The 22,106-nt window shown below is 44.1% G+C and carries 20 protein-coding genes; 6 read left to right on the top strand and 14 right to left on the bottom strand.

The genetic code is table 11. The features are described 5' to 3' along the window. Positions 1-39: 39 nt before the first annotated feature. The gene (locus tag H9653_RS06920) at positions 40-1,023 is read right to left on the bottom strand and encodes a glutamate/aspartate ABC transporter substrate-binding protein (RefSeq protein ID WP_191691476.1); all 984 of its coding nucleotides are present in this window, start codon (positions 1,021-1,023) and stop codon (positions 40-42) included. 317 nt (positions 1,024-1,340) lie between these two features. Here H9653_RS06920 and hslO point away from each other — a divergent pair, with 317 nt between their 5' ends. After that, the gene (gene hslO / locus H9653_RS06915) at positions 1,341-2,318 is read left to right on the top strand and encodes an Hsp33 family molecular chaperone HslO (RefSeq protein ID WP_191691474.1); all 978 of its coding nucleotides are present in this window, start codon (positions 1,341-1,343) and stop codon (positions 2,316-2,318) included. 110 nt (positions 2,319-2,428) lie between these two features. Here hslO and H9653_RS06910 read toward each other — a convergent pair whose 3' ends face one another. The 10 genes from H9653_RS06910 to H9653_RS06865 form a co-directional block, all read right to left on the bottom strand. Beyond that, positions 2,429-3,898 carry a PGAP1-like alpha/beta domain-containing protein gene (locus H9653_RS06910; RefSeq protein ID WP_191691472.1) on the bottom strand — a complete coding sequence of 490 codons (1,470 nt, stop codon included), beginning with the start codon at positions 3,896-3,898 and terminating at the stop codon, positions 2,429-2,431. A gap of 230 nt (positions 3,899-4,128) precedes the next feature. After that, entirely contained in the window at positions 4,129-6,333 is a 2,205-nt protein-coding gene (locus H9653_RS06905) for a PhoX family protein (protein WP_191691470.1), read from the bottom strand. Between the two features lie 280 nt (positions 6,334-6,613). Then, positions 6,614-7,243, bottom strand: coding sequence for a fumarylacetoacetate hydrolase family protein (locus H9653_RS06900; protein ID WP_404814807.1), 630 nt, complete (start codon positions 7,241-7,243; stop codon positions 6,614-6,616). A gap of 180 nt (positions 7,244-7,423) precedes the next feature. Then, on the bottom strand, positions 7,424-8,149 hold the full coding sequence (locus H9653_RS06895) for an ABC transporter permease (protein WP_191691466.1): 726 nt from the start codon (positions 8,147-8,149) through the stop codon (positions 7,424-7,426). Between the two features lie 12 nt (positions 8,150-8,161). Beyond that, positions 8,162-8,908, bottom strand: a complete 747-nt coding sequence (locus H9653_RS06890; RefSeq protein ID WP_068405995.1) for an ABC transporter permease — start codon at positions 8,906-8,908, stop codon at positions 8,162-8,164. Between the two features lie 603 nt (positions 8,909-9,511). Next, positions 9,512-10,471 (bottom strand): ABC transporter substrate-binding protein, encoded by a 960-nt coding sequence (locus tag H9653_RS06885; protein WP_191691464.1) that lies wholly within the window; start codon positions 10,469-10,471, stop codon positions 9,512-9,514. A 143-nt stretch (positions 10,472-10,614) separates the two neighbouring features. Then, the gene (locus tag H9653_RS06880; RefSeq protein WP_191691462.1) at positions 10,615-11,553 is read right to left on the bottom strand and encodes a transporter substrate-binding domain-containing protein; all 939 of its coding nucleotides are present in this window, start codon (positions 11,551-11,553) and stop codon (positions 10,615-10,617) included. Positions 11,554-11,690: 137 nt separating this feature from the next. Next, positions 11,691-12,491: a transporter substrate-binding domain-containing protein gene (locus tag H9653_RS06875; RefSeq protein WP_191691460.1), complete on the bottom strand. Its 801-nt coding sequence runs from the start codon at positions 12,489-12,491 to the stop codon at positions 11,691-11,693. 305 nt (positions 12,492-12,796) lie between these two features. Further along, on the bottom strand, positions 12,797-13,594 hold the full coding sequence (locus tag H9653_RS06870; RefSeq protein WP_068406004.1) for an ABC transporter ATP-binding protein: 798 nt from the start codon (positions 13,592-13,594) through the stop codon (positions 12,797-12,799). 344 nt (positions 13,595-13,938) lie between these two features. Beyond that, a complete protein-coding gene (locus tag H9653_RS06865; protein ID WP_191691458.1) occupies positions 13,939-14,253 on the bottom strand; it encodes a hypothetical protein in 315 nt (104 codons plus the stop codon). A 414-nt stretch (positions 14,254-14,667) separates the two neighbouring features. On the opposite strand from H9653_RS06865, the gene H9653_RS06860 reads away from it, so the two are divergent. The 5 genes from H9653_RS06860 (at position 14,668) to H9653_RS06840 (ending at position 19,828) form a co-directional block, all read left to right on the top strand. After that, on the top strand, positions 14,668-15,969 hold the full coding sequence (locus H9653_RS06860) for a glutamate-5-semialdehyde dehydrogenase (RefSeq protein WP_191691456.1): 1,302 nt from the start codon (positions 14,668-14,670) through the stop codon (positions 15,967-15,969). 152 nt (positions 15,970-16,121) lie between these two features. Then, complete coding sequence (locus H9653_RS06855) at positions 16,122-16,901, top strand: ribonuclease domain-containing protein (protein WP_369811284.1); 780 nt, start codon at positions 16,122-16,124, stop codon at positions 16,899-16,901. 1 nt (position 16,902) lies between these two features. Beyond that, entirely contained in the window at positions 16,903-17,340 is a 438-nt protein-coding gene (locus H9653_RS06850) for a barstar family protein (RefSeq protein ID WP_191691450.1), read from the top strand. Between the two features lie 84 nt (positions 17,341-17,424). Further along, on the top strand, positions 17,425-18,696 hold the full coding sequence (gene gltS / locus H9653_RS06845; RefSeq protein ID WP_191691449.1) for a sodium/glutamate symporter: 1,272 nt from the start codon (positions 17,425-17,427) through the stop codon (positions 18,694-18,696). 268 nt (positions 18,697-18,964) lie between these two features. Then, positions 18,965-19,828: a TIR domain-containing protein gene (locus H9653_RS06840; protein ID WP_191691447.1), complete on the top strand. Its 864-nt coding sequence runs from the start codon at positions 18,965-18,967 to the stop codon at positions 19,826-19,828. 178 nt (positions 19,829-20,006) lie between these two features. Here the strand turns inward: H9653_RS06840 and glyA are convergent, their stop codons facing one another. The 3 genes from glyA to H9653_RS06830 all read right to left on the bottom strand — a co-directional run bounded on the left by glyA (position 20,007) and on the right by H9653_RS06830 (position 22,074). Then, positions 20,007-21,263, bottom strand: a complete 1,257-nt coding sequence (gene glyA, locus H9653_RS06835; RefSeq protein WP_191691445.1) for a serine hydroxymethyltransferase — start codon at positions 21,261-21,263, stop codon at positions 20,007-20,009. A 26-nt stretch (positions 21,264-21,289) separates the two neighbouring features. Next, positions 21,290-21,442, bottom strand: a complete 153-nt coding sequence (locus H9653_RS12505) for a hypothetical protein (protein WP_180952507.1) — start codon at positions 21,440-21,442, stop codon at positions 21,290-21,292. Between the two features lie 131 nt (positions 21,443-21,573). After that, a complete protein-coding gene (locus H9653_RS06830; RefSeq protein ID WP_191691443.1) occupies positions 21,574-22,074 on the bottom strand; it encodes a chorismate--pyruvate lyase family protein in 501 nt (166 codons plus the stop codon). Positions 22,075-22,106: the final 32 nt, after the last annotated feature.

Raw genomic sequence — 22,106 nt, 5'->3', positions numbered from 1 at the left:
AGTCTGGGCGCGTCAGCAAGCTATGTTGAGGGACAAAAATTACTGAGCGGTTGCTTCTTTTGGCTGTGCGCTATCGTGTGGATTGGCAATCAAAGCTTTTAGATTGTCTGACATCTCAAAGTTTAGATTGACGTTTTTTGGCGGAATTGGGTTGGTGAACCACTTATCATAAATGCTATTAATCTCGCCTGAGCTAAAGACATTGGCAAGCGCTTCATCGACCACCGCTTTAAATTCAGGATCGTCTTTACGCATCATACAACCATAAATCTCAAACGATTGCGGCGTACCAACAATCACCCATTCATCTGGATTTTTGGCTTTGGCTTTTTCACCGGCAAGTAGTACATCATCCATCATAAAGGCATCGGCACGGCCGTTTTCTAGCATAAGGAAAGCTTCGCCATGGTCTTTTGCCGAGATGACATTGATGTCCATTTTATTTTTATCATTGTATTCACGAATATAACGCTCTGAGGTCGTACCAGCAGTCGTGACCAAAGTTTTACCTTTTAGGTCTTCAAAATCTTGAATACCTGAGTCTTTTTTGGTCAATAAACGCGTGCCAATTTCAAAGAAACCATTTGAGAAAGCCACTTGTTTTTGGCGCTCTTCGTTATTGGTGGTTGAGCCACATTCAAAATCGACCGTGCCGTTTTGCACCAGCGGAATACGCGTTTGCGAAGTAATCAAGTTATAACGAATTTTTAAATCCGGCATATTAAGCTTTTCTTTTACCGCATCGACCACTTTCATTTCTAAATCGTGCGCATAGCCAATCGGCTGATTTGGGTCATCAGCGATGTAAGAAAAGGGGATAGAAGAGTCTCGGTGACCGACCACGATAGTACCCGATTCTTTGATTTTTTGTAGCGTACCGTTGGTATTTTCTGCCGCTTCTGTCGTCGTTGCCCCATCTGCTGGCGGCGCTTCGGTGTTGGTTTGATTGCTATTGTTACAGCCCGCTAGGCCAAGTGCCATAAAGGCAACCAACGTTAGAGGTTTTGAGATTAAGTAGGTCATGAGATACATCCTTTTATCACATTTATACAAACTAGGAGGGGACTTTGACGGTATTTGCGCCATTATTCGACTTTATATAAGTCCTTGGCTAACTTTTCCGTCATGCATCCATGCTGTTGCTTTAAGTTATCACTATGCAACTTAATGTTACTGTACAACAATTTGCACGATGCGGGTAAACTTTTTTTAATGCGACTGATATTTTACAGATTTCGTTTAACAATCATTTAAATTACGCCAATAACTAAACCGCTATGATTGATAAATAACCATTAATCCCCATAAAGTTAACAACTTCTTAATACTAGTTATGACCTATGACCCAAGATACTCAAGTCCCAAATATTAATCAACAAGCGAGCAGCCACCGCGATAATGACGTACGCCAACGCTTTTTTATCGAAGACTCACCGGTGCGCGGCGATGTGGTGCGCCTATCGCGCAGCTATGCGACGACAATTGCCCAAAAAGCTTATCCTGAAGCCATTAAGCGCTTATTAGGTGAGATGCTGACGGCGGCAAGCTTGTTGATCAGTACCGTTAAAATTAATGGTCGCTTATCGATTCAATTACAATCATCAGATAGTGACAGCTTGCTCAATTGGGCAATGGCAGAATGCGACCAAGACGGTATCATTCGCGCCCTTGCCAGCTGGAAAAATGACACCGACGAGCAAGTGCAAGCGTGGGAAAATATGATCCATGCCAAAGACGCCTTTGCTGAGCTCGGCGCTGCTGGTCAAGGCGTGTTATTTATCAACATCCAGCCTGATGGCGGCGAGCCGTATCAAGGTATCGTTGAGCGTAGCCATGACAACTTAGCTGATTGCTTAGCGCATTATCAAAAACAATCGGCGCAGATTCCAACGCTGATCAATCTGGCATCCGATGGTTTGCAAGCCGGTGGTATCTTGGTGCAAATGCTACCTCGTACCGCAGCCGAGACCTATGAAGTCGAGCAAAACCAAGACGCAGGGATCGATGATGACTTGTGGACGCGCTTAAGTGTGCTCACGCGTACGCTAAAAGCAGAAGAGCTGACCACGCTTGATGCCAATGAAATCCTGTACCGTTTATATAACGAAGAAAAAGTCGTTGCCCCTGAGCCTGTAGCGTTATCGTTTGGCTGCACCTGCTCACGCGAGAAGTGTGAGATGGCAATTGAGCAAATCGGTGAAACCGAAGCGTTAGATATCGTGGACGAACAAGGCGGTACGTTTGAGATGGACTGCGGATTTTGCGGTGAGGTCTACAAATTTGATAAAGACGATGTAGCGGCTATTTTCGCTGAATAGCTTCTTATCTGTTTTCTACCGTCCCTAAAATTTAAAACCCTCAAGTGTCATGCTTGAGGGTTTTTCGTTTTTATAATTTTATTGATAATAACATTCATAGTGTTAACACCTTAAATCTCGACCTCGTAATCTATCGGATAAGAATAGATACGGCTATCAAGCCCATATTTGGCGTCATGCGCGTCGCCTAATCTATTGGCTGATAACCAAGAAATCACTTGCGCAAGCACCCGATCGTTATAAGTTAAATTCATATGATTGACGCCATAAAATATCGCCTTATGACCCTCAGGTACGCTCAATGTGTGCTCTTCAGTATATTCGCCAAGCGCCGACTCTACTGACACCAGCCCATCACCCAATAAGCTGGTGGTTTTATTTTCATAATGGGTTTCAATCAACGCCGCTGCGACCAGATAAGTATTGACGTGCAGCGGTAGGCGCGTCGGATGACGAAACTCTGCCGGTAGCACGCTGCGCTCCTCTAAAGATTTCCAATCGGCATCGCGAATACTGCCATAACGCAAATCGATAATACCAGCGCTACGTAAGTCGCCCAGTTTCGCCAATGACCCAGCAAAAGGCAGCTTAGCGATTTTATATTGCACAAAATTGCCAATCTGCTCCAAACTTGCGCCATGATGCGGTGTACCTAAAGTCACCAAATTACCCACACGCTCAACCCAGCTGAATCCCTGCTCTTTACCATAAAACAGTGCGCTACGGCTCAGCAGGCCGCCCATACTATGGCCGATTAAATCAAGCTGGGTAATGTCTGGATTGCTTTCGACCAAATCTTGCAAGACTTTAGCAAAGCTACGCCCATTACTGGAGATACGCCGACCGGTATTATAGTTCAAATATAAAACTGTACTGTCTGGCAACTTGTGGGTCAGCATAGCACCGAGATTATTTTCGCCCGCTATTTGCCAACTTAAATGACTCAAACAAAGCCCATGACACAAAACAATTACTCGCCCCGATAGTGCGCCACTTTGCACATAATTGTCTTTATCGTATAGCATCATCGACACGGCCAACGGATTGTCATGGGTGACAAGGTGGTCGCCCATCACGCCATTTAGGATATTGACCATACGCCGTAAGTTTAAAGGCAGTGGTTGTATTTTTTTGGGTTTTAAAACCGTGTTATACAAACGTAGCCCTATGGCAATATTGTTGCCGACCAATTGCATCGCTTGACGCACCGTACCATAAATGCGCCCGGTGATACCGCGCTGCCAGTGCTCAAGATTACCATTATTAAACCGCCCCAAAGGACGCAGCAAAATCTCACGGTGGATAGCTTCGACAATATCCGTTACTTCCACGACACCCATAGTAGCAAGCTGCGCCAAGCCTTCAAAAAAATCCACCAAAGAGATTGGTTGATGCGGTTTTATCACACTGTTATCGACATTTTTGGCGATCAGCTCATCGACATAAATATAGTCAAGTTCTGCTAGCGCTTCATAGACATCGTCTTGAAAGTCTGCTTTTGCGCTCAATTCACCATCAGAGGGACGCCGAGTGGTCGCAAATAAATCGTGTATGGTTTCTATAGGTCTTGGATTGGGCATAGTGTTGCTACAGCAAGCGATTAAGGGTAATTGCCATACTAGCCTGTAAATGCCATAAACAGAAGAAAATGATTTAACTATCAGGTATTTTTATGGTTAAAAAAACAGGGAACTATAAAATATCGAAACTTACCCATTAGTAGCTATCGCCTACAACACAAAAATCCTAAAGCCATGACTTAGGATTTTTATGTTTGTTCAGACGTATCATTACTCATGCAAATGGTTAACTAGACAAAGGATTCTGCCAGTATGACGTCACCATCTTCGCGTGTAATCATTACCGTGGCTGAGCGCGGAATCGTACCACCTGCAATGGCTCCCCAACTATTACCTGGATGCTGGATATTGATAAAGAGGGTTTTGAAGTCTGGCGTCATGGTAATACCTGTCACTTCGCAGCCTTCGGGACCGACAAAGAAACGTTTGATATTATCATTACTAGCAGGCATTCCAACTCGTGTTTGTTGTCCTGCCGACGTCGTTATGGCGGTTCCGTCACTGACTTTACCAGGCAACGCTGCCAGCAACATACAGCTGGTGGTATCGGTGTAAGCGCCATCATCTGTCTGAATCCACAATACTCCACGTGGGTCGAAGTACAGACCATCGGGAGATGACAAATCATTGCTATCATTTAACTGTGACAAATTTTCTGCAGCCAGATCATAAGGCGTGGCAAACAGATAAATATCCCACTCAAAACTCATCGCTGTATGATCGCCGCCTGCTTCTGCCCAGCGAATGATGTGACCATTTTCATTACCCCTAAGTTTACCATCAACGTTATAGCTGCGCGGATTAGAAGCAGAAAGTGGTTGGTCATCTTTGACGCCGCGATTGGTGTTATTGGTCAAGGTCACATATACCTCGCCTGTCATCGGACTGACTGACACCCACTCAGGTCGATCCATCTTAGTGGCACCAACCACATCAGCTGCTGCGCGGGCAAAAATCAATACTTCATCTTGTCCACTAAAAGGTAGCTCACTATTAGACGCATCCAAGCCATTTTGACCATGAATCAAGGCCTTCCATTCACCACTGCCATCTTCATTGAAAATAGCCACATATAGTGTGCCGTCATTCAGATATTTATCGCCTGCTTTTAAGCCGCCACCAATGTCATTGTTCGACCACACAGCTTTTGAGACAAACTTATAGATATATTCGCCTCGGGCATCATCACCCATATAAAAAACGACGGGCTTGCCTTGTTCCACGGGCGCATAGGCACAGTTTTCATGAGCAAAACGTCCCATCGCTGTGCGCTTTTGTGGCATAGATTTTGGGTCAAAAGGATCAATCTCTGTGATATAGCCAAAAGTATTGAAGCCATTACGGTAATCTTCAGTGGCACTTGTCCCAACTGCCGTCATATCCCAGCGTGAAAACTCATCTGGTATGATGGCGTCTTTTGCGTCAGGGGTATGCCATAAATATCTAGAGCCTGGAGAATTTTCTGATGCCCCATAACGCTCACGACCATAGTTGTGTCCAGCACTTAATTGACTGGCATCTTGCCCACGTGCGAACACACCTAAGAAGTTTTCTTCTGTGGTGAGGTATGTGCCCCAAGGTGACAACCCTGCGCCGCAATTGTTATTGATACCACGAGTTTGAAAGCCTGTTGGGTCAAACTTGGTCTTTACCAAATCAGATCCAGCTACGGGGCCAGCCAACTGCGAAGTCGTACTGCTGGTAATGCGGCGATTGTATTTTGACGTTGGTACCATCTCATAGCCTTTGCCGTCTGCACGGCGGGTCATCTCGACCACTGCTACTCCGTGACAGTTGACCTCTCGGCGGATATCACTGGCAAGACGACGACTTTGAAATAAAGGCGCGGCATCTTTATCTTGAGTGACGTAATAACCAAATGGGCTTAACTCTTCACTGTTCACATATTCATGATTCATTACCAGCAGACCACTTTCTGCGGCCTTGGCATCATATGCGTTGCCTTTTTTGCCAAAAAACCACATACCATCATGGTTGTCGCCCATGCGCCATTCAAAGGATTCAGCTGATTGCTCACGGTTGTCTTTCCAATCCTCAATCCCAGGCATGAGTGGTGTGCCAAGTGGCAATATGATTTCTGCTTTATAACCGTCTGCTACCGTCATTGTCTCAGCCGTTGAGTGCGCTACGGCATTGAACTTCAACGTTTCAGGGCGTTTTAAATCACCTTGAGCAGGAATGGCTGCATCATTGCCATTTTCTACGATAGGACGGCTATTATCGTCATCATCGCTACAACCCACCAAAGGTAGCGCCCCAAAGAATGCGGCTGCCGTCAATCCTGTACCGCCTTTTAAAATACTACGGCGATTCAGACGACGATTGATAATGGTCTGAAAATCAGTGTTATTGGTAGGATTTGAATCTTCAACGATTTCGTGCGCGAGTTCTAGCTCTTTATTTAACAATGTCATTATCAGTCACCTTGCTGTTAGGCTTGATTGGCATGAGAGAGTTGATTGCAGTCTTGTAATTGCAATCACCAAAATACGAATTATGCCTAATTCTACTGAGTGTTTATGACAGTACGTTGAAAACCAAATGCCGATTTGATAGTTATTTAATGATAAGCTTAGGATAAATGACTATCACCACTGATAAACCAAAAAAATCCCAAGCGTTCACTTGGGATTTTTTGATAGCGTTAAGCATTAATGCCTTTACAGATTAATAGGTGATAGCTGTGATAAAAACTTATTTAACCTCTGTCTGCCACTGATGAGCGCCTAGTTTTAAAGTCAACACATCGCCCGCATGTAAAGCGCCAACGCCGCTTGGCGTCCCGGTCATAATGACGTCGCCCGCTTGCAAACTAAAAGCATGACTGATATTAACCAATAACTCATAAACGGGAAATAGCATCAAGGCACTATCGCCGTCTTGCTTAAGTTCGTTATTAATATTCAGCTGATAATGCACGTTTTTGAAGTCGCCAAAGGCATTTACATCGAGCCAGTCAGCAAGCACACAAGCGCCATCAAAGCACTTAGCGCGCTCCCACGGATGACCTTTTTCTTTCAGCTCAGTTTGTAGCTCACGCAAGGTCAAATCTAGCCCCAATGTCACGCCGCCGATGGCTTGTTTCGCTTCTGCAAGCGTGGCTTTTGATAAGTCTGCTGCCAGCTGAATACAAAGCTCAGCTTCATAGTGGGTTTCACCAAAGATAGCAGGGTTTGGTCGCTCAATGCCTTGACGGAGAGATACCACCGAAGAGGCAGGCTTCATAAATAGCATCGGCGCGCTAGGCACTTCATTGCCCAATTCCTGCGCATGCGCCGCATAGTTGCGCCCGACGCAGACGACTTTACCGATAGAGGTACGCAGACGTTCGCTATTATCAATGCTGGTATCACTATTGGTATCAGTGGTGCCAGCAGTATCTTTCACATTACCAATAATAGCGTTGGCGATGGACATATGGGGCGATGAGCTCATACTATTTCCTTACGGCATGTTTTTGACATTTATGACCACTATAGCTTTTTTATTTTGCTATGCCTACTTTTAAGGAATGGTATTGGTAACCACGTCTGGCGGCACATAGCTGGCGTGACGATTCATACGTTTTTCAAACAATCTAAAGCTAAATAAAATCACCCACGATAGCAGCAGATAAACGACACCGGCCGCAAAGAACAATTCCATCAAGGTATAAGTGCGCGCACTAATCGTACGAGCAACACCCGTGATATCCATCAAAGCAATGGTGGATGCCAGCGCGCTTCCCTTTAGCATAAAAATAACTTCATTACTGTAGGCAGGAATCACAATACCAAAAGCGCGCGGTAAGGTAATACGCGTTAGTTTCTGCCATTTTGACATGCCAATGGCATCGGCGGCTTCAAGCTCGCCCACAGGAATATTTTGGATTGCACCGCGAATAATCTCTGCCAAATAGGCGCTGGTATTAAGGGTAAAGGCGATGATGGCACACCAATAAGCTTGGCTAAGTACCGGCTCCCATAAGAACGAGTTACGTACCGCTTCGAACTGCCCAAGCCCGTAATAAATCAAAAATATTTGTACCAGTAGCGGCGTGCCACGGAAAAAGAAGATATATAAAAATGGTAAAACTTGCACCAGCCAATTTCTGGACAGGCGCAATAATGCCAAAATCAAACCAAAAAACAACCCAATAATACCCGAGAATACAACGAGCTGGACGGTCAATACCGCGCCACCCATTAAATCAGGGATATGGTCAAAAATGACCTGCCAATTCCAATCCATAGTATCTCTCCTCTACCCTATGGTCGATTGACTTTGAGTGGTTTGATGGTGTGTTTGACGGCTGAGCTTTTTAGCATAACGCGCCGCCGGATTGGCACGCCACTCAAGCCACATCATAAAACCGGTAATCAACATGGTCAAACCCAAATAAATAATCGCCGCTGCCATATAAAAGGTAAACGGCTGCTGTGTCGACTGCGCCGCGCGCGAGGACTGATACATGATATCTTTTAGACCGACGACTGACACCAAGGCGGTATCTTTGAGCAATACCAAAAACAAATTGCCGAGACCTGGCAGTGCAATCTGCCAGACTTGCGGCAAAGTGATACGATAAAAAGTCTGAAAAGGTCGCATGCCAATCGCTTGCGCCGCTTCTCTTTGCCCTACCGGAATCTCTTGAATGGACATGCGAAAAATTTCGGTCGCGTACGCACCAAAGGCAATTGATAACGCCATGACCCCGCCCCAAAACGCGCTAATCTCGATATAGTCGTTATAGCCGAACTTTTTGAGGATACTCATGAGCAATATCGAGCCGCCGTAATAAATAAACAGCACCAATAACAGCTCAGGGATGCCGCGCATCGTGGCAGTATAGACCGTCGCAAGCTTACGCAGCAGCCAGACATTGGACATCTTGGCGGTCGCGCCAAGCAAGCCTAACGCCATACCGATGACCAAACTGGTCAGCGCCAGCTTTATAGTGACGGTAGCGCCGCTTAGTAATAGCGCGCCAAATCCTTGTAAATCAAACACAATTATCCACTCAGTCTCTTTATATTAGCAAGTTGCAAAATATGAGTTAAAAGAATCAGCATCAATAGCTGAGCGCTGCGCATAGTCGTATGACCAACCGCATAGATGGCGGTTTTTTGCGTCATAGAGTGACGTCAGATACATACGATTTTGGCGGCGGAAATTGACACAGTAGAAATGAGCGCTGATTTTATCATATTCGCTGCCAGCTATGTTAATACTCACGCATAAAAGCGCTGCCTAAATAGATACTTATCAGGATAAATAGCCTATAAATCAGTGATATCTGATAAAAGTTGACCCTTCATAATGCATAAAATTGTGGTGATTCTTTGAGTAAGGAATCATGATAATCATTTTTAAACAAAATCGATAGGATAACAACCAGATGCGAGTAGGATAAATTTTTCTTGCTTGCCGTGCGCTTTGCACTCCAGAGGCTTCGAAAAATTTATCCCCCTCGCCCTGTATCGGTTGTAAAGTAACCCTATTATTAAAGCAAAAAAGACATCACCCTGATGGTAATGTCTTTTTGCTTTTATGACTTCACGTTTACCACTAAATATGGAAAACCGTGATTAATATAACAATGATAATAAGCGCTTATTGCGCTGCATTTTCTACCGTTGGTTCGGGTGCTACCGACTCAGTGGTTGCCGCCTTTGCTGGTACGGCAAAATATTTTTGATTGATTTTATCGTACGTACCATTGGATTTTAGATTGGCCAAAGATTTATTAATTTTGGCTTGCAAGGCTTCGTCGTTAGGACGTACAGCAATTGCAAAATTATCATTGATATCTATCTCATCGCCTTTGATGGCATAATTGCTGCCTGACGGTGAGCCAAGCCATTCAAGTGCGGGCAATTTGTCCGATATCATGGCATCAACGCGACCAGAACCCAAATCCAAAAAGGCATTACTCAAGGTATCATAAAGCTTCATATCAGCTTTTGGATAGGCATTTTCTAACCACTGCGAAGAGATGGTCGAGCGCTGGGCGGCAATAGAATGGGCATTGATATCGCTGCTATTGGCAGGATCAAAGCTGCTGTCTTTTTTGGCTAAAAATACCAAGGCATTGCTAAAATATGGATCGGTAAAAGCCACTTGCTTTGCACGCTCTGGCGTGACCGACATTGCCGCGACGATGGCATCATATTTACCCGCTTTAAGCCCAGGAATAATACCGTCCCAATCTTGCGCTATGATTTCACAAGTCATCTGCAAATCGTCACAAATAGCATTGGCGATTTCAACATCGAAGCCGCCAAGCGTGCCGTCAGCATTGGTATAGTTAAAGGGTGCATAAGCGCCTTCGGTGCCGATACGTAGTACATTATCATCGTCGCTCGCCGCGCTATTATTATCGGCCGCTTCTGACGTTTTAGTCGTATCCGAGCTAGCAGTTTCGTTGGTCTCGTTTTGACCATTACTACAGCCCGATAAAGCTAATAGTGCCGCTAAGGCTAGCATCGATTTTGTCTTTAACAAGTGCTTACTGGCGGATGAGGTAACAGAGGACGTACTAGACATAGGGGCTAAAAGAAGATGGTTGCTCATAATCATCCTTGATGTTGTTATTTGGCATTATTAATTGGCATTGGTACTTAGGAAAGTATTGTAGATGGCATAAAGCACGCTTTAATTAAAACGTGCTTTATTAAAATCAGCGCTTATCTAATAGACTATTAGAGACAACTCTATTAATTAGTCGCCGTTTCTGCTTGCTCTTCTTTAGCAATTACTGCATTGGCATCGACATTACCATCATCAACGACCACCACTTCTTTGACGCCGTCAGTCGCTACTGCTTTTTGTGCCGCCGCTGTTGAGCTAGTACCAAAATAACTGCCTGTGATTTGATCGTAAATGCCGTTTTCTTTTAGTTCAGCCAAAGCTTTATTAAACTTGGCAACCAATGGATCGCCTTTACGGAAGGCAATACCCATCGCATCATCGCTGGTGCTGATTTCTTGACCTTTGACTTCGTAGTCTTTACCAGCTTCGGTTTTTAGCCAGTCGATACCAGTGACTTTATCAGACATCATGGCGCGCACGCGACCTGAGGTTAGGTCTAGATAAGCGTTGTCTTGAGTGTCATAAAGCTTGATATCAGAGTCGGCATGTTTTTCTTGTAGATATTGTGACGCAACCGTCGAGCGCTGTGAGGCAACTGGCTGACCTTTTAGGCCATCGACGGTAATATCATCGCCTTTTTTACCAATGAGGATAATGCCAGTATGAAAGTACGGGTCGCTGAATTCTACGACTTCTTTACGCTCAGGGGTGATTGACATGCCAGCGATGGCCGCATCAAATTTCTGTGCATTTAGCCCTGGAATGAGGCCGTCCCAATCTTGCGAGATAACTTCACATTCAGCTTTCATTTGCGCACATAAGGCGTCTACCAGCTCAATCTCGTAGCCGATTAATTTGCCATTAGCGTCGGTATAGCTAAAAGGCTTATAGCTCGATTCTGTGGCGATTTTTATATGTAAAGGGGCATCGCTTGTAGCAGCGGCGTCCGTATTTTCTGTAGGCGTTGAGCTGTTGTTACAAGCAGCAAGCATCAGCATCGCTGCACTAAGGGGCGCAAGCCATAGCGCTTTTTTGCTCATTGATGAGGTCATTGAAGTGATCATAGAGGTTATTCCTTAATATATTTACCAGCCGTTATTCATCCGCAATGGTTCAGACATTGGTTAATCGGCGCTTATTGAAACCGTCTGTTGACTAATAGCTATCAGTTAAAGACTTCTCGCAAAGCGCATCAAGCAAATTACTGACCGAAGTTTTCTTGCTCAAGACGGGCAAGCTCACCGTTGCTACGGATTTCACTCAGCGCTTTATTAAAGTCGTCTTTGATTGAGTCACCTTTACGGACAGCAATGGCAATATTATCGTCGTTATCAATCTCATCACCCACGATACCAAAACCTTCTGGATTGTCCGCTAACCATGATTTGGCAGAGACTTTTTCAGCAAGTACCGCATCGCTACGACCAGATTTTAGGTCTAAGTAGGCATTGTCATAATTATCATAAAGCTTGACGGTGTTGCCGTCTTTACCTTCATAATTGTCTTGTAAATACGCGCCAGGTGTCGTAGAGCGCTGACCACCAAGCGTTAGGTTTTTAATGGATTTGGGGTCAAAGCCGCCTTTGGTATCGGTAAGCCAAACCATGGTATTGGCGAAATACGGCTCGCTGAAATCAACCTTTTCTTGACGCTCTTCAGTGATTGACATACCAGCGATGACGGCGTCGTATTTTTGCGCCAATAGTCCTGGAATAATACCGTCCCAATCTTGAGCAACGATTTCACATTTGGCTTGCATTTGCGCACATAAGGCATTGGCGACGTCGATATCGAACCCCGCCAAGCTGCCATCGGCATTGGTATAGTTAAAGGGAGGGTATGCGCCCTCAGTGGCGATACGAATGGTCTTGCCGGCCGTTTCTGCGGCAGGGGCATCAGCGTTGCTATCAGTAGCGTCATTAGCAGGCTGACTACAAGCGCCAAGCATAAGCGCAGCGGTGACGGTCATCGATGACCACAATAGGCGAGAATTCGACATCATACATTCCTTAAATTCTGATGAGGTTTTGATATAGGGTTCTGATATTTTGTTCTCTGACGTCCCTGCCAGATAAGCAAGTCAATGAACATAAAGACATAAGCAGACGCCAGTTGCGACTGCCTATAAACCTTTTGATAATACCTGACTCAAATATCAAAAACAAACGTTTTGCATACCAACTGTGATTATTCGGTAATAAAAAGACTAAGAAAATTTAGGCCAAGAAAATTACTGAGGGCAACTTTTGTATCACAAGCGTTTTAGGTTTTTTGACATTCAACCAAACACCTGTCAAACACTCGCTTCTAGTTTTGACGATGTGATGCCATAAAGTCTTTAACGCGCTCAGATTTTGGATGATCAAATACCTGTTCAGGCGTACCAATCTCTTCGATGATACCTTGATGCAAGAACACCACTTTGCTTGATACCTCACGGGCAAAACGCATCTCGTGGGTAACAATCAGCATGGTACGCCCCTCTTCGGCAAGCTCACGCATGACCGCGAGCACCTCATTGACCAGTTCAGGGTCAAGTGCGGAGGTTGGTTCATCAAATAATAACACCTGTGGCTGCATAGCAAGGGCGCGCGCTATCGCCACACGCTGACGCTGACCGCCCGATAAATTCGCCGGATAAGCGTCTTTTTTATCGAGCAGACCCACTTTATCGAGCAGCTTTTCTGCATCGCTAATTGCTTGATCTTTTTTAATTTTTAAGACTTGCGTTGGTCCTTCGATGATATTTTGCAAAATGGTCTTATGCGGCCACAAGTTAAAGTTTTGAAACACAAAGCCCACGCGCGCGCGTAAGCTCTCTAATTGCTTGATATCTGCCGCTTGTAATTCGCCTGATTTGGCAGGCTTTAGCATCAGCTCATCATTGCCGATGATGATACGCCCCTGATTGGGTTTTTCGAGCAAGTTAATACAGCGCAGCAAGGTTGACTTACCGGAGCCAGACGAGCCTAAAATAGAGATAACGTCGCCATCATAAGCAGTTAGAGACACCCCTTTTAGCACCGCCAACGAGCCGTAGCTTTTATGGACATCTTGTAAATCTAAGGCGATAGGCCGAGTCGGATTCTTTGCAGTATCAAGCATGGTTTAGCAGACTTCCAATAAATATGAGTGAAAACATGAATAAAAAAATGCGCCATTGTCGCCTATAATGCGATAAAAAGGCAAACCCTGCCCCTTCAATTATTAAAGGTCATTAGAGTTTGACAGAATAATTTATTGCCGATAAAAAAATACTCAAAACGGCGCTCAGCTTAGATAACTCTAGCTAAGTAGCGCGGTATTCTTTTTAAAAGGAATCAACGACAAAATAAGGCCCATAACGCATAGTCAGTTATGGGCCTTATTTTATCATCTTAACGCCGCTAGCGCTGTTTTATCTGCTAAATAGTCAGTCGACGCTTGCAAGCGGCATTTAACAAGCTCAACTAGTAAGTCGAAATGTGCTCTTCGCTTTCAGTACCATCGAGGACTTCTGCATCATCAGCAGTTGCTACCGCGACATCATCATTCTCGCTAACGGCCATCCCGTCATTAGCATCGGCACTTGCAACCGCGACATCATCCGTGCTGTTTGCTGTTGCCACGCCGGTAGCGTTATTTTCTACTGGCGTCTGCGCGTCAGCGGTTGGTTCAACATCCATTGGCGCTTCGTCTTTTTTGCCGCAGGCGCTGACACTTAATGCTGCTGCTACTAAGCCTACTGTGAGCCAGTTTTTATAGGTTTTATTTTTAATAGCCATTTTTTTCTCCATAATGAGTCTTTAGTTTATTAATCTTTATAAAATTCATCACTTTATTGCATCAGCCAATTGCTATGTCTTTCATTGATAACGTATGAGATAGCGTATGAATTGACCGTCTTAGCGCCCACTATACTCACGATTGACCACGACTACCTTAGCAGTTGCAGCGCAGTTCTGTTAAAAATACGTAACAGACAGCATACTTTTTTATCTCCCATTACTTATAAACGCTATAAAAAGTTAAAAACCTTAAAATACAACATAAGAAAACTCCGCAGTGCTTGCTAAACGGTAGTTATTCACAAAATCGACTTTACTATCGTCCTCATCTCCTCTATGTTAAATAGCAGAGCGCCATTAGAGCGCTAAACGATATTTTTTAGATTATTGATGATAAAAGGACGTTAATTTATGACGCAATCGAATACCACAGATGTAACCGCCTATATGCGGACGGTCGGTAAGCAAGCGCGCGCGGCATCACGAGCATTAGCTGCGGCCAATACTGGCGATAAGAATTCGGCGCTGATGGCAATCTATGATGCGTTAAAAAGCGCCAAAGCTGATATTTTAGCGGCCAATAAAATCGATATGGATAAGGGGCAAAAAAACGACTTGGACGCTGCCTTACTCGATCGTCTAGAGCTAAACGATGCACGCTTCGATGGTATGCTGCAAGGGTTAAAAGACGTGGCGGCATTGCCTGACCCTATCGGTGAAGTGACCGACATGACTTATCGTCCATCAGGTATTCATTTAGGCAAAATGCGTGTGCCACTCGGGGTAGTCGGGATGATTTATGAGTCGCGTCCCAACGTTACCTTGGAAGCGGCTTCGCTGGCGCTAAAATCTGGTAACGCTATTATCTTGCGCGGTGGTTCTGAAGCCTTTGAGTCCAATCAAGCGATTGCCAAATGTATCTTACAGGGTTTAAAAAAGGTCGGTCTTTCTGAGCATAGCGTACAAGTGTTAGAAACCACTGACCGCGCTGCTGTTGGCGAGCTGATTACCATGACGGACTATGTCGATGTGATCGTACCACGCGGCGGTAAAGGTTTGATTGAACGTATCAGCCGCGATGCCCGCGTCCCTGTGATTAAGCATTTAGATGGTAATTGTCATACCTTTATCGATAGCGATGCCGATGCAGACACGGCGATTAAAGTCAGCGTCAATGCCAAAACTCACCGCTACGGTACTTGTAATACCATGGAGACGCTGTTGGTCGATAAAAATGTCGCCGATGAGTTATTGCCAAAGATTGCTGAAGCCATCGTAACAGCCGATGACGCCATGCAACTGCGCCTCGATGAGAAGTCACAGGCGATTTTAAATGACAATGCTACCCTGCAAGGTCATTTATCGGCAGCCACCAGCGAGGACTGGGACACCGAATATCTTGCGCCTATCTTGGCAGTTAAGGTGGTAGCGGGTATCGACGAGGCGATTGAACATATCAATACTCACGGCAGCCACCATACCGACGTCATCATTACCGACAACTATACCAAGTCGCAGCGCTTTATCCGCGAAGTCGATTCGGCAAGCGTGATGATTAACGCCTCGAGCCGTTTTGCCGATGGCTTTGAGTACGGACTTGGGGCGGAAATCGGTATCTCAACTGATAAAATCCATGCCCGTGGACCGGTTGGGCTTGAGGGTTTAACCTCGCAAAAATGGATTGTTTACGGTCACGGCGAAACACGCGCCTAGGGCATCAGTGCTGCACTATAATTTATTGCCTAATTCGAGTATAATCTTAAATAACGTCAGCTTAATTGCTGGCGTTTTTTTATTATTGATAAATATGCTATATATGGCATATAAAAATTATTTTGCTGAATAGAACCACGCTATAGGAAGCCGTGCCCATGCAAAGTGGCAAAATTAAACACTGGAATGCTGACAAAGGCTATGGCTTTATCGAAGTAGACAATCAAGGTGAAGATGTCTTCTTTCATATCAGCAGCGTGCGCTTATCGCGGCCGATAAGCGAGGGTCAACGTGTCTATTTTAACAGTCAGCGTAATGATAAAAACCAATTACGCGCAACCGAAGTCACCGCTAACGAATTAAGTATTTTAGAAACGGCAGACTCAAAAACACCGCTAGCAAATTCAACCAAACAACACGCAAAAAATACGCATAAAAATAACGCTAGCTATCATCGAAAAAACCAGTCAAAAAACAATCAAAGCAGTCAACATAAAAAAAGCGGTTTTTCTACCCTATTGAGTTTTATCGCGCTGTTTGCCATGGCGGTCTACTTCTTTGGCGATTTAACCTCCAGTTTTTTTGCAGACAGCACGCCAGCAACGTCTATAACGCAGACAGCTCCTAAAACCTCTAGCCCTGATACAGCGGCCACAGCAGCTATCACGGGTGACGCGCAAATTGACCAAACACTGGCGCTGATTCAGCAAGGTGGCCCGTTTCCTTATCCGAATAAAGATGGCACCACCTTTTATAATCGCGAAGGCAAATTGCCTGCCCAGTCGCAAGGCTATTATCGCGAATATACCGTGCCGACGCCCGGCGTTTCGCATCGCGGCGCACGGCGTATTGTCACCGGCGGTCATCCGCCAACCGTCTATTATTTGACCGTCGACCATTATGATAGCTTCCGACAATTACAGGTGAGATGATATGAGCCAAGCTATTTACTATATTAATAAAAACAACATTAATCAAAACAACATTAATCAAAACAACATTAATCAAAACGGCGTTGACCAAAACAGTATCAAGCAAAATAACATCAATCAAAGCGACTCTTCCCTCATTGACAGCATTCCTGAGCAAGCGCTTAACATTCCCATTGGCGATGTCTTGGATAAAGAAACACTACTAAATAGCTTAGCGAAAGTAGCCAATTTTCCCGACTATTTTGCCCATAATTGGGACAGCGCTTGGGACTGTTTAACCGATAGTGATATTACTCACCTCACACTTTACTTAAATGGGATAGAGAAAATTAACAGCGAGGACTTTAATGCCTTTAAGCGCCTGATCGAAGACGCCTATAAAGATTTTGGCAAACCGCAATTATGGATTATTGAGGCGTCAGACGATACCTACGAATAGCAAAACGAGCAGAACCTAAATTCGAGATAAAACTGGCTTTATCTCGAATTTAGGTGAATTCATATTTAGAGAAAGGATGAACTTATGGAAGTAACATTAAACGGATATTACACCCTAATTTTTGCCACATTGGTGCTGCTATTAGGGCGCTTTTTGGTGAAGAAAATTAAGTTTTTGGAAGACTTTAATATCCCAGAACCCGTGGCTGGTGGCTTGATTGCTGCTGTAATTGTTTATGCCCTTAATTTGATTTGGGGTTATAGCTTTAACTTCCACCAAGGACTACAAACAGCAACCATGCTGATGTTTTTTGCCTCTATCGGACTTAGTGCCGATTTTGGACGGCTGAAAGCAGGTGGTACACCTTTATTAATTTTCACTATCGTCGTCTCGGTCTTTATTATTTTACAAGACGTGGTTGGGGTAGCGATGGCCAGCGTATTGGGTCTTGATCCACTGCTTGGCTTGGTGACTGGCTCTATCGCCCTAACAGGCGGCCATGGTACCGCAGGCGCGTGGGGCGTTGTATTAGAAGAACAGTACAATGTGGTGGGTGCTACTACCCTTGGCATTGCCGTTGCTACCTATGGTTTGGTTGCAGGTGGTCTGGTTGGTGGTCCTGTTGCACGCCGATTGATCAATAAAATGGGGCTTAAACCCACCCCTGTTAATCCCAATCAAAGCGACGTTGAAAAGCTTGCTGGCAAGCAGTCGTTATATAGTACCAAACATAGCGAAGATGGCGATCATCGCCATGAAGAGATGTTTGAAAAACCTGACAATATCCGTCTGATTACCGCCTCTTCAACGATTGAGTCATTGGCTTTGTTTGCAGGGGCGTTGGCGTTTGCAGACATCATGACATTGGTTGCAGCAGATACCGCGTTTGAGCTGCCTACCTTCGTTTGGGCATTAGCAGGCGGCGTAATTATCCGTAATGCTTTAACCATGGTGTTCAATTTTGATATGTTCGACCGTGCTATCGATGTGATTGGTAATGCGTCATTAAGTCTATTTTTAGCCATGGCGCTGCTATCGCTAAAACTATGGGAGCTGACAGATTTGGCGGGTCCTGTATTGATTATCTTGGTCGTGCAGACTTTAGTCATGATTGGTTATGCTTATTTTGTTACCTTTAGAGTCATGGGTAAAGACTATGATGCCGCTGTTTTGGCAGCTGGACACTCTGGTTTTGGTATGGGCGCCACACCAACGGCTATTGCCAATATGCAGGCAGTGACCGATCGCTACTTGCCATCACCGAAAGCGTTTTTGATTGTACCAATGGTTGGTGCCTTCTTTGTCGATATCGTTAACGCGACTATTTTGCAGATATTTACCAAATTACCGTTTTAAGATATTGAAGTAACGTAGTTAGATTAAAAGGAATAAGGCTGAACTACGATAATGTAGCTCAGCCTTTTTATTTATTATTCAACCTTACCAAAAATTCTTTTGAACTAATTTATATTATTGCGTTAAGAAATTGATGTGAAGGAAAATAAGGTTATTAGGTTATTAGGTTATTAGGTTATTACAAGAAAATGTAGGAATACTATTGGATGGCTTAAAGCACTATAATAGCCTCTATAATATAAAAAATATTTTAAGAGAGCATTGAATTATGTATTACCATATTATTCTAAACCTTGATGATAAATATCACAAAAATGCATGGGACAAGACTGAAATTAAGTCAGATATCAGCGAATTACGAAGTGTTATAGAAAAATTTGTAGAACCTTATCAAACCGGAAAGCCTATCTTAATCAATGGCCGCACTATACCCATAGAGCAGGTAGAACGTCTACGAATTTTTTCAAGTGAAATATCCAGTAATATTTTGGAACATAATCAAGAATTAAAAAGAGAAGCTAGGGATAGGAATTCTAGTGTAGTCGCAATAGGCTTTTATTTTAATGATTTAGAAACAGCGATTCTACAAGAGAAAGAGATTACAGACGAGCTTATAACCTATGCAAAAGGTACAAAGAAGAATGAATTAAATGCAGAAGCTGATATGAAAACAAACTCTCCAACTAAAGTATTTATTGTTCATGGTCACGATGATGCATTAATAAATGAAGTTAAAGCGTTTTTACTATCTCAGTCAATCGAACCTATTATACTTAGGGAACAGCATGATGCTAGCATTACTATAATAGAAAAATTAGAGCGCTATACTAATAATCCTTCTATCGGTTTTGGTATAGTTTTATATACTGCTGATGATAAGGGACAAGCCATTGGAGAAGATGACTATCAATTTAGAGCTAGGCAAAATGTAGTTTTTGAGCACGGATTATTGATCGGATTATATGGCCGAGAAAAGGTGGTGAGCTTAGTGAAGAGAGAGGCTCACATTGAATTACCAGGTGATGTAAACGGCGTTATTTATACTGAATATGGTTCAGGTGATTGGCGGCTAAGTGTTGCACACATGTTAGATAAGTCTAATTACAAGATTGATTACAGAAAAATTACTTAAGTTACCAGTGTGAGTTAAAATTATGCTCAATACCATTTTTAATTCTGATATTAGTTTAAAGTAGAATCAGATCCAACAAATTTAATAGTATATACATTGCTTGAGCCACAAAAAAACCGCCTAGCCATTAAGCTAAGCGGTTTTTTATATCTAACTGTTAAAACTAAGCATTTAAAAACTACTGGTTCTTTTCGTAAACTGGTAACTCTTTACAGATCGCTTCTACTTTGCTGCGTACTTCAGCAGCAACTTTTTCATCACCGCGGCTATCTAGCACGTCACAAATCCAACCAGCCAAGTCGCCAGCTTGTGCTTCGTTAAAGCCGCGCGTGGTAATCGCTGGCGTACCGATACGGATACCTGAGGTAACAAATGGCGATTTTGGATCGTTTGGTACGGCGTTTTTATTCACGGTAATGTGCGCATCACCAAGCCATTTATCGGCTTCTTTACCCGTCATTTCTTGCTTGACTAGGCTGATAAGCATCAAGTGATTTTCAGTACCGCCAGAGATGATCTCATAGCCGCGGTCTTGAATCACTTTTGCCATTGCTTTGGCGTTTTTAACCACTTGCTGCTGATAAGTTTTGAAGTTATCTTCTAAGGCTTCTTTAAAGCAAACCGCTTTTGCCGCAATAACGTGCATGAGCGGGCCACCTTGGTTACCAGGGAATACGGCAGAATTTAGCTTTTTCGCCAATTCTTCATCACGTGCTAAAATCATACCTGAACGTGGGCCACGCAAGGTTTTGTGCGTGGTAGTCGTGACCACATCGGCAAATGGTACTGGGTTTGGGTAAACACCGCCCGCGACCAAACCAGCTACGTGAGCCATATCTACTAAAAGGTACGCACCAACTTCATCAGCGATATCACGGAAACGCTGCCAATCGACCACTTGCGAATAGGCTGAGAAACCAGCAATAATCATCTTAGGCTTGTGCTCTTTTGCCAAACGCTCAACTTCGTCATAATTGATCAGACCAGTTTCTTCAACCAAACCATACTGTACGGCGTTGTAGTTTAGACCTGAGAAGTTGATATGCGCGCCATGTGTCAAGTGACCACCAGCGTCTAGGCTCATGCCAAGGACGGTGTCATTGGCGTCTAATAACGCTAAGAAAACAGCCGAGTTTGCTTGGCTACCAGAATGCGGCTGAACGTTGACGTATTCTGCACCAAACAATTCTTTTGCACGGTCGATGGCCAATTGTTCGACCACATCAACGTGCTCACAACCACCATAATAACGCTTACCAGGATAGCCTTCAGCGTATTTATTGGTCAGGTCAGTGCCTTGGGCTTCCATCACTGCTTGTGAGCAGTAGTTTTCTGAAGCGATAAGCTCGATGTGGTTTTCTTGACGCACGCTTTCAGCGGCCATGGCTTCAGCAAGTACTGGATCAAACTCTTTGATAGAAATATCTTTAAACATAGTGATGTCCTAGGTAGTGGCTATCGTTAATGGTGATGCTCATTGAAAAGAGGCGAGTAATAAAAGAAGGTAAAATTGGCAAGCGCAGGCAATTGGCCTGTTAAAAACTTGTCCAAATCAGCAATAAAATCGGTGCGCAGAAGGGCATCGACATCATCGCTATAGCTTAAGTGTAGCATGAAACTTTGTGCGATGAGCGCAAAAAAATCTCACGGAAAGCTGAGAGATTTAAATGGCGTTATTAGAGAAATAAATGCGCAATAAAATAAATGACTTACTGATTTTGTATATCAGCTTTTATTGTAATTATTTAATCACTCTTGGACAAAAACGCTGCTAAAAAAGTCTCACTAATCAGGATTTTACGCCCGTACCAGTCATATAGCGTCTGCCGTTGCCAGCCGTCTGCCGTCTTTTCGATAGAACGTTGATTGGGTAAAGTACGGCGGCGCTTAAACAACACATAGCCAATCGGCGTACTTTTTAGCTGCTGTAAACGGCGAGCGCGCCCCTTCAAACTTACTAGCGGGAAAATGCTTTGTGCTTGTACCCATGGCTGCTCATTATCGCCATATAGCTGCGACTCGCGTACCCACGCCAATAACGGACGGTTTAACGCCGCGCCTTGCAAACCCAATTGCTTTTTTTGTGCTAAGGATAATAACCGATAGCCTTCAAAACTGCGCTCGACGCGTAACGGCTGCCCTGCTTTTACTTCGAGCATGGCCGTCAGCGACCCTTCGGTATTGAGAAAATCTACTAGCTCAGTGGGAGCGGATGATGGAGCAGAATGAGAAAAATGAGGAGTCATAGTTTACAGCTGATAGAAAAGTATTAGGTAGG

The sequence above is a fragment of the Psychrobacter communis genome, assembly GCF_014836505.1.
Taxonomy (GTDB): Bacteria; Pseudomonadota; Gammaproteobacteria; order Pseudomonadales; family Moraxellaceae; genus Psychrobacter; species Psychrobacter faecalis.
Note: the sequence above shows the minus strand (reverse complement) of the source record. Positions and strands in the feature narration are given on the sequence as shown.

What these genes read in the sequence shown, in the direction of transcription:
- H9653_RS06885 (WP_191691464.1), bottom strand. Translation starts at nt 10,471, where the DNA reads ATGAGCAACCATCTTCTTTTAGCCCCTATGTCTAGTACGTCCTCTGTT.
- H9653_RS06860 (WP_191691456.1), top strand. Translation starts at nt 14,668, where the DNA reads ATGACGCAATCGAATACCACAGATGTAACCGCCTATATGCGGACGGTC.
- H9653_RS06895 (WP_191691466.1), bottom strand. Translation starts at nt 8,149, where the DNA reads ATGGATTGGAATTGGCAGGTCATTTTTGACCATATCCCTGATTTAATG.
- hslO (WP_191691474.1), top strand. Translation starts at nt 1,341, where the DNA reads ATGACCCAAGATACTCAAGTCCCAAATATTAATCAACAAGCGAGCAGC.
- H9653_RS06920 (WP_191691476.1), bottom strand. Translation starts at nt 1,023, where the DNA reads ATGACCTACTTAATCTCAAAACCTCTAACGTTGGTTGCCTTTATGGCA.
- gltS (WP_191691449.1), top strand. Translation starts at nt 17,425, where the DNA reads ATGGAAGTAACATTAAACGGATATTACACCCTAATTTTTGCCACATTG.
- H9653_RS06830 (WP_191691443.1), bottom strand. Translation starts at nt 22,074, where the DNA reads ATGACTCCTCATTTTTCTCATTCTGCTCCATCATCCGCTCCCACTGAG.
- H9653_RS06880 (WP_191691462.1), bottom strand. Translation starts at nt 11,553, where the DNA reads ATGATCACTTCAATGACCTCATCAATGAGCAAAAAAGCGCTATGGCTT.
- H9653_RS06910 (WP_191691472.1), bottom strand. Translation starts at nt 3,898, where the DNA reads ATGCCCAATCCAAGACCTATAGAAACCATACACGATTTATTTGCGACC.
- H9653_RS06840 (WP_191691447.1), top strand. Translation starts at nt 18,965, where the DNA reads ATGTATTACCATATTATTCTAAACCTTGATGATAAATATCACAAAAAT.
- H9653_RS06865 (WP_191691458.1), bottom strand. Translation starts at nt 14,253, where the DNA reads ATGGCTATTAAAAATAAAACCTATAAAAACTGGCTCACAGTAGGCTTA.
- H9653_RS06870 (WP_068406004.1), bottom strand. Translation starts at nt 13,594, where the DNA reads ATGCTTGATACTGCAAAGAATCCGACTCGGCCTATCGCCTTAGATTTA.
- H9653_RS06850 (WP_191691450.1), top strand. Translation starts at nt 16,903, where the DNA reads ATGAGCCAAGCTATTTACTATATTAATAAAAACAACATTAATCAAAAC.
- H9653_RS06875 (WP_191691460.1), bottom strand. Translation starts at nt 12,491, where the DNA reads ATGATGTCGAATTCTCGCCTATTGTGGTCATCGATGACCGTCACCGCT.
- H9653_RS12505 (WP_180952507.1), bottom strand. Translation starts at nt 21,442, where the DNA reads ATGCTACACTTAAGCTATAGCGATGATGTCGATGCCCTTCTGCGCACC.
- H9653_RS06905 (WP_191691470.1), bottom strand. Translation starts at nt 6,333, where the DNA reads ATGACATTGTTAAATAAAGAGCTAGAACTCGCGCACGAAATCGTTGAA.
- glyA (WP_191691445.1), bottom strand. Translation starts at nt 21,263, where the DNA reads ATGTTTAAAGATATTTCTATCAAAGAGTTTGATCCAGTACTTGCTGAA.